Below are 9866 nucleotides of genomic sequence, written 5' to 3'. Positions count from 1 at the left end.
GGCTCTTTGATTTTCATTGAGTATAAGAAGCACATAAAAACTAGAACTGACTGCCAGTTCTAGTTTTTATATTAGTATTTTCTAAATCGTTGATAGCGTTCTTCCAACAACTCTTCTAACGGTTTTTGTGAAAGTCTAGCCAGCTCCGTTTGGAGTTCTTTTTTGACACTCTTAATCAGTTCTTTGCTAGAAAGTCCTGCTTCAGAAATCACCTTGTCTACTACGTCCATTTCTAACAACTCGTGTGAAGTGATTTTCATCAACTCTGCTGCTTCCATGGCACGACTGCCGTCCTTCCAGAGAATGGAAGCAAAGCCTTCTGGGCTGAGAATAGCATAGATAGAATTTTCCAGCATCCAGACACGGTCTGCGACTGCTAGAGCCAGAGCACCACCTGAACCACCTTCACCGATAATGATAGCGATAATAGGAACTCTCAGATCACTCATTTCCATGAGATTGCGAGCAATGGCTTCTCCCTGTCCACGTTCTTCCGCTCCCACACCAGGATAGGCTCCTGCTGTATTGATAAAGGTCACAACTGGACGGCCAAACTTTTCAGCCTGTTTCATCAAACGCAGGGCCTTGCGGTAGCCTTCTGGATGCGGTTGACCAAAATTCCGTTTGAGATTGTCTTGTAAACTCTTACCTTTTTGGATACCAACTACTGTTACAGCTTGATCTCCAAGCCAGCCAATACCACCAACAACTGCACCATCATCACGAAAAGAACGGTCACCGTGTAATTGGATAAAGTCATCAAAAATGCCTGTCGCAAAGTCTAAAGTTGTCAAGCGACTCTGCTCACGCGCTTCTCTGACTATTTTTGCAATATTCATCTAGGCCCCCCTCCGTGCAATCTGACAAGGCTAGCAATCGTATCTGGCAAGTCTCTTCTTTTGACAATAGCATCCACAAAGCCATGTTCCAATAGGAATTCTGCCTTTTGGAAATCCTCAGGCAAGCTTTCACGAACCGTATTTTCAATGACACGGCGCCCAGCAAAACCGACCAAACTCTGTGGTTCAGCCAGAATGATATCGCCTTCCATAGCGAAGGAAGCTGTTACACCACCTGTCGTTGGATCTGTTAAAATGGTCAGGTAAAAGAGACCAGCATTTGAATGGCGTTTAACCGCTGCAGAAATCTTGGCCATCTGCATGAGACTCATGATTCCTTCCTGCATACGGGCTCCACCAGAGGCTGTAAAGAGAACAACTGGCAATTGTTCGACAGTTGCATACTCAAATAAGCGAGTGATTTTTTCCCCTACAACCGTACCCATAGAAGCCATGATAAAGTTGGAATCCATAATACCAAGAGCCACAGTCTGACCTTTAATAAGAGCAGTTCCTGTCACAACAGCTTCATCCAGCCCTGTTTTTTCACGCATAGTTGCTAGTTTCTTTTGGTAACCAGGGAAATGCAAGGGATCCTTGCTTTCAAGTCCTGTAAACAATTCCTTGAAGGTTCCCATATCAATCGTCAAAGCCAAACGTTCTTGGGCAGAAATACGAAAGGTGTAGCTACAATGTGGACAGATACGCTCACTTCCCAGATCCTTCTGATAGATGGTATGCTTACAGCCTGGACACTGGGAGAATAATTCATCTGGAACCTCTGGCTTAGCTTGAGGTTTTTCCCTAACCGAACGATTGGGATTGATTCGAATATACTTATCTTTTTTACTAAATAGAGCCATTGATTCCCCTTTTCGGTTTAAACTCTTGAAGTCATTTTATTCTTTTTCTTGATATTTAGGTAAGAATGTTTCCATCAAGAAGGAAGTATCGTAATCCCCAGCAATGACATTGCGATCTGAAATGAGGTCAAGCTGGAAATCTGCATTGGTCTGCACTCCTTCAATCTCTAGTTCATAGAGGGCACGTTGCATTTTCATCAAGGCATCAAAACGATTTTCACCATGAACGATGATTTTAGCAATCATACTATCATAATAAGGCGGAATGGTATATCCTGGATAAACTGCTGAATCCACGCGCAAGCCAACTCCTCCACTTGGAAGATAGAGATTGGTGATCTTACCTGGACTTGGAGCAAAGTTAAAGGCTGGATTTTCTGCATTGATACGACACTCGATGGCATGACCGCGTAGGACAATATCTTCTTGCTTAACAGACAGAGGTTGACCTGCCGCAATGCGAATCTGTTCCTTAACGATATCCACACCTGAAACAAATTCTGTTACTGGATGTTCTACTTGTACACGAGTATTCATTTCCATAAAATAGAAATTGCCACTTGCTTCATCAAGGAGAAACTCAATTGTTCCTGCATTTTCATAACCAACAGACTCTGCAGCTCGAACAGCAGCAGAACCAATTTCATTGCGTAGCGTTTTGCCGATTGCAATTGAAGGACTTTCTTCCAAAACCTTTTGGTTATTCCGTTGAAGAGAACAATCCCGTTCACCCAAGTGAATCACATTTCCGTGTTCATCTCCTAGGATTTGAACCTCGATGTGACGAGCTGGATAGATAACCCGTTCTATGTACATGGCACCATTGCCATAATTGGCCTTGGCCTCACTAGAGGCAGTTTCAAAGGCTGATACGAGGTCTTCTGGTTTTTCAACCTTACGAATCCCTTTACCACCTCCACCTGCTGAAGCCTTGAGCATAACAGGATAGCCAATTTTTTCAGCAACAATCAAAGCTTCCTCAGAGTTATGCACTTCTCCATCCGAACCTGGAATGACAGGTACACCAGCTTTAATCATCTGAGCACGCGCATTGATCTTATCCCCCATCATATCCATAACATGACCAGATGGACCGATAAACTTGATTCCCACCTCTTCACACATGGTTGCAAATTTGGAATTTTCACTGAGAAATCCAAAACCTGGGTGAATAGCTTCTGCCTCAGTCAAAACTGCGGCTGATAGAACCGCGTTAATATTAAGATAAGACTCTGTTGCCTTACCAGGACCGATACAAACTGCTTCATCTGCCAAAAGCGTATGAAGGGCTTCCTTATCAGCAGTTGAATAGACTGCTACGGTCGCAATGCCCAATTCACGCGCCGCACGAATAATACGAACCGCAATTTCACCACGATTGGCAATTAAAATTTTTCGAAACATGGAGAACCTCCTTAGTTCCCAATTGCAAAGGTAAGAGTACCACTAGCTGCAAGCTTGCCATCCACTTCAGCCTTTGCTTCAACCACAGCGATTGTGCCACGACGTTTTACAAAAGTCGCTGTCATAACCAATTGGTCGCCTGGTACAACTTGCTTCTTGAATTTAACCTTGTCCATACCAGCGTAAAAGACCAGTTTTCCTTTATTTTCAGGTTTTGACAATTCCAACACACCAGCTGTTTGCGCCAAGGCTTCCATGATCAGAACACCTGGCATAACTGGATATTGAGGAAAATGGCCGTTAAAGAAGGGCTCGTTAATGGTCACATTTTTGATAGCAACGATGGTATCCTCGCTCACTTCCAATACACGGTCCACTAGGAGCATAGGATAACGGTGGGGAAGGGCTTCTTTGATTCCTTGAATATCAATCATTTGATTCGTACCAATCCTTTACCAAACTCAACCATTTCTTCATTAGAAACGAGAATTTCCGTTACCACACCATCCTTAGGTGCTGGAATTTCATTCATGACTTTCATAGCTTCGATGATGACCAATGTTTGACCTTTTTTGACACTATCACCAACTGTGACGAAGGCAGGTTTATCAGGACCAGCAGCCAAGTAAGCCACCCCAACAAGTGGACTCTCTACAAGATCTCCCTCAGCAGCCACATTTACTTCAGCTGGAGCTGGAACCTCTTCTGTTACAGTCTCTGCTGGAGCAGGTGTAGGAGCTACTGGACTTGGTGTTGCTAGAACAGGTGCTGGAGCAACTTGAGCTACAGCTTCAGATACAAGTCTAGCTTCATTCTTGCTAAACTGCAACTCATCCGTCCCATTTTTATAAGAAAATTCTCTCAAACTTGACTGGTCAAATTGAGCCATCAAGTCTTTAATATCGTTTAAATTCATACTTATTTATTCTCCCAACGTTTGAAAGCAAGAACTGCATTGTGGCCACCAAAACCAAAAGTATTTGAAATAGCGTATGGAATTTCTTGCTCCAAGCCTTGTCCATAAACGACATTGGCTTCGATATAATCTGATACTTCACTTGTTCCAGCTGTCATTGGTACAAAGTTATGACGCATAGCCTCGATGGTGACAATAGCTTCTACTGCACCTGCAGCACCCAGCAAATGTCCTGTAAAAGACTTGGTTGATGATACAGGTACTTCCTTACCAAGAACAGCTACGATCGCACCACTTTCTCCTTTTTCATTGGCAGGAGTTGAGGTTCCGTGAGCATTGACATAGGCTACTTGCTCTGGAGAAATCTCAGCTTCTTCCAAGGCTAGTTTGATGGCCTTGATAGCTCCTTGACCTTCTGGATGTGGTGAAGTCATGTGGTAGGCATCACAAGTATTTCCGTAACCAACCACTTCAGCAAGGATAGTAGCCCCACGTTTTTCAGCGTGTTCAAGGCTTTCAAGAACCAACATCCCTGAACCTTCTCCCATAACAAACCCATTTCTGTCCTTATCAAATGGGATAGAAGCACGAGCTGGATCCTCTGTAGTAGAGAGAGCTGTTAGGGCTTGGAAACCAGCAATAGCAAAAGGTGTGATAGAGGCTTCTGAACCACCTACCAACATAACGTCTTGGAAACCAAATTTAATTGAGCGGAAGGCATCCCCAATCGCGTCATTTGATGAAGCGCAGGCAGTATTGATGGATTTACAAACACCGTTTGCTCCAAAACGCATAGCAACATTTCCTGAAGCCATATTTGGTAAGGCTTTTGGAAGGGTCAATGGTTTCACACGTTTTGGTCCTTTGTCATTTAGGCGTAGCACTTGATCTTCAATTTCTTTGATTCCACCAATACCTGAGGCAACAATAACACCAAAACGATCTTTATCAAGAGCCTCTACATCAAGACCTGCATGATTGACAGCTTCTTGGGCCGCATACAAGGCATATAAAGAATAGTTATCGAAACGATTGGTATCTTTCTTAACAAAGTATTTATCAAAAGGAAAATCTTGAATTTCTGCTGCATTATGCACATCAAAGTCACTATGATCAAATTTTGTAATTGGACCAATTCCGATTTTTCCAGTTGTCAAGCTATTCCAAAATTCTTCTGGTGTATTTCCGATTGGAGATGTTACTCCATAACCTGTTACTACTACGCGATTTAGTTTCATCTTTCTCACCTCTAGCTTCTGCTACATACTTAAGCCACCATCAATGGCAACCACTTGACCAGTTAGATAATCTTGGCCTGCTAAAAATACTGTCAAATCTGCAACCTGCTCCGCCTGCCCAAATGCTTTCATAGGAATTTGCGCCAGCATGGCATCTTTGACCTTGTCTGATAGGACAGCTGTCATATCGGACTCAATCATTCCAGGTGCAATAGCATTAACTCTGATATTGCGATTGGCCACTTCACGCGCCACAGACTTGGTAAAACCAATCAAACCAGCCTTAGAAGCAGCATAGTTAGCTTGACCGATATTTCCCATCAAACCAACAACACTAGACATATTGATGATAGCACCTTCTCTGGCTTTCATCATCGGTTTCAAGACTGATTGTGTCATGTTAAAGGCACCGGTCAAGTTAACCTTGAGAACTTTTTCAAAATCCGCTTCTGTCATCTTGAGCATCAGGGTATCTTGGGTAATTCCTGCATTGTTGACCAAAACATCTACTGAACCCAGCTCTACAATAGCTTGATCAACCATACGCTTAGCGTCTGCAAAATCGGATACATCTCCTGAAATGGGAACTACCTTGACACCATAGTCTGCAAACTCGGCTAGCAAGTCCTCTGAAATTGCCCCACGGCTGTTTAAGGCAATGTTGGCTCCTGCTTGAGCAAACTTGTGGGCAATGGCAAGACCAATTCCACGACTCGAACCTGTAATAAAAATATTTTTATTTTTTAGTTGCATTCTTTTCTCCTGTTTCCTCTTGTATTTATGGGAGAAGGGATTACTCGTTTTCTAGCAAGGCTTCCAAACTCGCCTGATCTTCAACATTGGCTAGTTTAACCGTTTTATCAATTTTTTTGACAAAGCCTGACAAAACTTTCCCCGGTCCAATCTCGATAAAGTTGGTTACGCCTGCTTCTTGCATAACTGCAATACTCTCATAAAAACGAACTGGCTCCTTGACCTGACGCGTCAAAAGTTGAGCAATGTCTTCTTTTTTCATGACAGCAGCTTCTGTATTGCCGACTAGGGGACAAGTAAAATCTGAAAAACTTACCTGAGCTAGAGTTTCAGCTAGTTTCTGGCTAGCAGACTCAAGGAGAGCGGTATGAAAGGGACCTGACACCTTGAGAGGAATCAAGCGTTTGGCACCTGCTTCCTGCAAGAGTTCGACAGCTCGGTCAACTGCATCCACTTCTCCACCAATCACAATTTGTGCAGGTGTATTATAGTTGGCTGGAGTAACCACTCCAAGTTCAGAAGCTTTTTGACAGGCTTCTTCAATGACCTCTACTGGCGTATTGAGAACTGCTACCATCTTGCCAGAACCAGCAGGGGCCGCTTCTTCCATATAGGCTCCACGCTCAGCTACCAAGGCAACCGCATCTTCAAAATCCAAGGCGCCGCTGGCCACCAAGGCAGAGTATTCTCCAAGAGACAAACCAGCAACCATATCAGGCTGATAGCCCTTTTCTTGCAATAAACGATAGATAGCAACTGAAGTTGCTAAAATAGCTGGTTGCGTATAGCGGGTCTGATTGAGTTTTTCTTCTTCCGTATCAATGAGATGACGCAAATCATAACCAAGCACCTGACTTGCTTGATCAATCGTTTCTTTGACAATAGGGTAGTGATCATAGAGATCCCGTCCCATACCTAGATACTGGGCACCTTGACCAGCAAATAAAAAGGCTGTTTTAGTCATTTCTTACAACTCCTGCCCAACGAGAGGCTTCTTCTTGAATTTTCTTAGCTGCTCCGTAATACAAATCTTTTAGGATTTCTTCAACGGTTTCTTCTTTAGAAACAAGCCCTGCAATCTGACCTGCCATGACAGAGCCACCATCCACATCTCCGTGAACAACCGCTTTGGCTAGAGCACCCGCTCCCATTTGTTCAAAGATTTCTAAATCAGGATTTTCCTGTTTAAAGGCATCTTTCTCAGCTTTTTCAAAATCACGAGTCAATTGGTTTTTAATAGCTCGAACTGCATGCCCAAAGTGTTGAGCTGAAATCGTAGTATCGATATCTCTAGCTTTTAAAATTTTCGCCTTATAATTTGGATGGGCATTAGACTCTTTGGCAACGACAAAGCGAGTTCCAACCTGAACAGCCTCTGCACCTAGCATAAATCCAGCCGCAGCACCTTCACCATCCGCAATTCCTCCTGCAGCAATAACAGGAATAGATACAGCTGCCACCACTTGACGCACCAAGGTCATGGTTGTTAATTTACCGATATGTCCCCCAGCTTCCATTCCTTCTGCGATAACAGCGTCCGCACCGATTTTTTCCATGCGTTTAGCTAGGGCAACACTTGGTACAACTGGAATAACTGTAATCCCTGCTTCATGAAAACGTTCCATGTATTTACCAGGATTTCCTGCACCTGTTGTCACTACCTTAACACCTTCCTCGATAACGAGGTCTACAATATCTTCCACAAAGGGAGACAAGAGCATGATGTTGACACCAAAGGGTTTATCCGTTAACGATTTGATCTTGTCAATATTTGCCTTGACGACTTCTTTCGGGGCATTCCCACCACCGATAATCCCTAGTCCTCCAGCCTTGGAAACAGCTCCTGCCAAATCACCATCAGCAACCCAAGCCATTCCTCCTTGGAAAATAGGATACTCAATGTTCAATAATTCTGTAATACGCGTTTTCATAGTGCCTCCATCGTTTCTTGCTTACGTAATAGTTCGATACTGTCATAATTTGAAAATCAAACTATTGCCTAAACAAGAGGGAGCGGGTTTCCCTACTCCTTCTATTCATATTCTGCTTATTTTGTTTGCTCTTCAACGTAGGCAACCAAGTCACCAACTGTTTTCAAGTCATCTTCTGCTTCGATTTGGATATCAAAAGCATCTTCAATTTCTGAGATTACTTGGAACAAGTCCAATGAATCTGCGTCCAAATCATCAAAAGTTGATTCAAGTGTTACTTCTGATGCGTCTTTTCCAAGTTCTTCAACGATAATTTCTTGTACTTTTTCAAATACTGCCATGATAGGACTCCTTTAAAATAAATAGTTTTTTATAACAATGTGTTCACCACATGATTACCTAAATTGTAAGAATGAGTGTGCCCCAGGTCAAGCCTCCACCGAAGCCTGATAGCAGAACAGTCTGGCTACCATCTAAACGGATGAGGCCTTGTTCTACACACTCTGAAAGTAAAATCGGGATACTGGCTGCACTGGTATTGCCATATTCCATCATATTGGCTGGAAGTTTGTCTCGGTCGACACCGATTTTCCTAGCCATCTTATCCAAAATACGGTCATTAGCCTGATGAAGTAGCAGATAATCCAAGTCTGTCGCCTCTACAGGAGATTCTTCAATAGTCTGCTTGATAGATTTAGCTACATCTCGAATGGCAAAATCAAAGACTGCGCGTCCATCCATCTTCAAAAATGAATCTGCATTTTCTTGATTTGAAAACGGAGAATGTAGGCCTGAATGTCCATAGGTCAGACACTCGCTGCGACTTCCATCGCTATTGAGACTCTCAGCTAAGAAATACTCTTGCTCGCTAGCTTCTAGCAAGACTCCACCAGCACCATCTCCAAACAAAACAGCTGTTGATCGGTCTGACCAATCGACTGCTTTAGAGAGGGTTTCACTACCAATCACCAAGCCTTTTTGAAAGCGACCAGAAGCGATAAACTTTTCAGCAGTTGACAAAGCAAATACAAATCCACTACAAGCAGCTGTTAGGTCAAAAGCAAAGGCCTTATTAGCACCAATATTAGCTTGAACACGAGCAGCTGTAGAGGGCATCATCGAATCTGGAGTAATGGTAGCTAGGATGATAAAATCCAGCTCCTCTCCTGTGATTCCAGCTTTTGTCATCAGTTTCTTAGCAACCTCTGTAGCCAAATCACTGGTAGATTCTGTTCTTGAAATATGCCTTTGTCGTATTCCCGTCCGACTTGAAATCCACTCATCATTGGTATCCATAATCTGAGCCAAGTCGTGATTTGTAACCACTTGCTCTGGCACATAATGAGCAACCTGGCTTATTTTTGCAAAAGCCATTATTTCAAATCCTCCAAAAATTGATAAAGATTGGTCAAACCTTTGCTCATAACATCAATTTCTTCCTTACTCATACCATCAATGATTTTTTCAACCATGGCCTTGTGGAAGCGTTTATGTAGCCTATGAACTAAGCGACCCTTCTTTGTCAAATGTAGATGCACCACACGACGATCCTGCTCTGAGCGAATGCGTTCAATGTAACCCTTGCGTTCGAGATTATTCAAACTAGTCGTAACTGTCCCAAGAGTCACCATCAACTCTTTTGACACTTGACTTGGTGTCACGTCTGGGAATTTCCCAATCACATCAATCGTATGCATTTCTTTGATGGAGATATCCTTGAAACGACTACCTCTCAAGCTCACTTCCTCAATGACAAGGACATTGTTAAATATAGATGTTAAATATTCATTAATTCGTTGGTAGTCCAATCTTTCTTTCCCTCCTTCTCAAAAAAACTTTTACAATCAAAACATTTGACAAGAGAATTATATCAAAGTTCAAAGAATGATGCAAGTATTTTTTTATTTTCCTGTAAATTTAGG

12 protein-coding genes are annotated in these 9866 nt (G+C 42.8%); all 12 read right to left on the bottom strand.

Features of this window, described 5'->3' with window-relative positions; genetic code table 11:
• Window positions 1-71 precede the first annotated feature (71 nt).
• The 12 genes from WKI42_RS08010 to fabT all read right to left on the bottom strand — a co-directional run bounded on the left by WKI42_RS08010 (window position 72) and on the right by fabT (window position 9752).
• A complete protein-coding gene (locus tag WKI42_RS08010; protein ID WP_176139386.1) occupies window positions 72-839 on the bottom strand; it encodes an acetyl-CoA carboxylase carboxyl transferase subunit alpha in 768 nt (255 codons plus the stop codon).
• The gene (accD, locus tag WKI42_RS08005; protein ID WP_368081642.1) at window positions 836-1702 is read right to left on the bottom strand and encodes an acetyl-CoA carboxylase, carboxyltransferase subunit beta; all 867 of its coding nucleotides are present in this window, start codon (window positions 1700-1702) and stop codon (window positions 836-838) included. Before accD ends, WKI42_RS08010 begins: the two co-directional genes overlap by 4 nt.
• A gap of 36 nt (window positions 1703-1738) precedes the next feature.
• Entirely contained in the window at window positions 1739-3106 is a 1368-nt protein-coding gene (locus WKI42_RS08000; protein ID WP_261020332.1) for an acetyl-CoA carboxylase biotin carboxylase subunit, read from the bottom strand.
• A gap of 11 nt (window positions 3107-3117) precedes the next feature.
• Window positions 3118-3540: a 3-hydroxyacyl-ACP dehydratase FabZ gene (fabZ, locus tag WKI42_RS07995; RefSeq protein WP_000565515.1), complete on the bottom strand. Its 423-nt coding sequence runs from the start codon at window positions 3538-3540 to the stop codon at window positions 3118-3120.
• Complete coding sequence (gene accB, locus WKI42_RS07990) at window positions 3537-4022, bottom strand: acetyl-CoA carboxylase biotin carboxyl carrier protein (protein WP_368081641.1); 486 nt, start codon at window positions 4020-4022, stop codon at window positions 3537-3539. Before accB ends, fabZ begins: the two co-directional genes overlap by 4 nt.
• 2 nt (window positions 4023-4024) lie before the next feature.
• Window positions 4025-5260, bottom strand: coding sequence for a beta-ketoacyl-ACP synthase II (fabF, locus tag WKI42_RS07985; RefSeq protein WP_368081640.1), 1236 nt, complete (start codon window positions 5258-5260; stop codon window positions 4025-4027).
• Window positions 5261-5281: 21 nt separating this feature from the next.
• Window positions 5282-6013 (bottom strand): 3-oxoacyl-[acyl-carrier-protein] reductase, encoded by a 732-nt coding sequence (fabG, locus tag WKI42_RS07980; RefSeq protein ID WP_368081639.1) that lies wholly within the window; start codon window positions 6011-6013, stop codon window positions 5282-5284.
• A gap of 40 nt (window positions 6014-6053) precedes the next feature.
• Window positions 6054-6977 (bottom strand): ACP S-malonyltransferase, encoded by a 924-nt coding sequence (gene fabD, locus WKI42_RS07975; RefSeq protein ID WP_368081638.1) that lies wholly within the window; start codon window positions 6975-6977, stop codon window positions 6054-6056.
• On the bottom strand, window positions 6970-7944 hold the full coding sequence (gene fabK, locus WKI42_RS07970; protein WP_173254668.1) for an enoyl-[acyl-carrier-protein] reductase FabK: 975 nt from the start codon (window positions 7942-7944) through the stop codon (window positions 6970-6972). Before fabK ends, fabD begins: the two co-directional genes overlap by 8 nt.
• Window positions 7945-8060: 116 nt before the next feature.
• The gene (locus tag WKI42_RS07965) at window positions 8061-8285 is read right to left on the bottom strand and encodes an acyl carrier protein (RefSeq protein WP_000257838.1); all 225 of its coding nucleotides are present in this window, start codon (window positions 8283-8285) and stop codon (window positions 8061-8063) included.
• A gap of 58 nt (window positions 8286-8343) precedes the next feature.
• Entirely contained in the window at window positions 8344-9318 is a 975-nt protein-coding gene (locus tag WKI42_RS07960; protein ID WP_368081637.1) for a beta-ketoacyl-ACP synthase III, read from the bottom strand.
• On the bottom strand, window positions 9318-9752 hold the full coding sequence (gene fabT, locus WKI42_RS07955; RefSeq protein WP_000386353.1) for a fatty acid biosynthesis transcriptional regulator FabT: 435 nt from the start codon (window positions 9750-9752) through the stop codon (window positions 9318-9320). Before fabT ends, WKI42_RS07960 begins: the two co-directional genes overlap by 1 nt.
• Window positions 9753-9866 lie beyond the last annotated feature (114 nt).

Source organism: Streptococcus pseudopneumoniae, assembly GCF_038148935.1.
Lineage (GTDB): Bacteria > Bacillota > Bacilli > Lactobacillales > Streptococcaceae > Streptococcus > Streptococcus pseudopneumoniae_U.
Note: the sequence above shows the minus strand (reverse complement) of the source record. Positions and strands in the feature narration are given on the sequence as shown.

What these genes read in the sequence shown, in the direction of transcription:
- WKI42_RS08010 (WP_176139386.1), bottom strand. Translation starts at nt 839, where the DNA reads ATGAATATTGCAAAAATAGTCAGAGAAGCGCGTGAGCAGAGTCGCTTG.
- accD (WP_368081642.1), bottom strand. Translation starts at nt 1,702, where the DNA reads ATGGCTCTATTTAGTAAAAAAGATAAGTATATTCGAATCAATCCCAAT.
- WKI42_RS08000 (WP_261020332.1), bottom strand. Translation starts at nt 3,106, where the DNA reads ATGTTTCGAAAAATTTTAATTGCCAATCGTGGTGAAATTGCGGTTCGT.
- fabZ (WP_000565515.1), bottom strand. Translation starts at nt 3,540, where the DNA reads ATGATTGATATTCAAGGAATCAAAGAAGCCCTTCCCCACCGTTATCCT.
- accB (WP_368081641.1), bottom strand. Translation starts at nt 4,022, where the DNA reads ATGAATTTAAACGATATTAAAGACTTGATGGCTCAATTTGACCAGTCA.
- fabF (WP_368081640.1), bottom strand. Translation starts at nt 5,260, where the DNA reads ATGAAACTAAATCGCGTAGTAGTAACAGGTTATGGAGTAACATCTCCA.
- fabG (WP_368081639.1), bottom strand. Translation starts at nt 6,013, where the DNA reads ATGCAACTAAAAAATAAAAATATTTTTATTACAGGTTCGAGTCGTGGA.
- fabD (WP_368081638.1), bottom strand. Translation starts at nt 6,977, where the DNA reads ATGACTAAAACAGCCTTTTTATTTGCTGGTCAAGGTGCCCAGTATCTA.
- fabK (WP_173254668.1), bottom strand. Translation starts at nt 7,944, where the DNA reads ATGAAAACGCGTATTACAGAATTATTGAACATTGAGTATCCTATTTTC.
- WKI42_RS07965 (WP_000257838.1), bottom strand. Translation starts at nt 8,285, where the DNA reads ATGGCAGTATTTGAAAAAGTACAAGAAATTATCGTTGAAGAACTTGGA.
- WKI42_RS07960 (WP_368081637.1), bottom strand. Translation starts at nt 9,318, where the DNA reads ATGGCTTTTGCAAAAATAAGCCAGGTTGCTCATTATGTGCCAGAGCAA.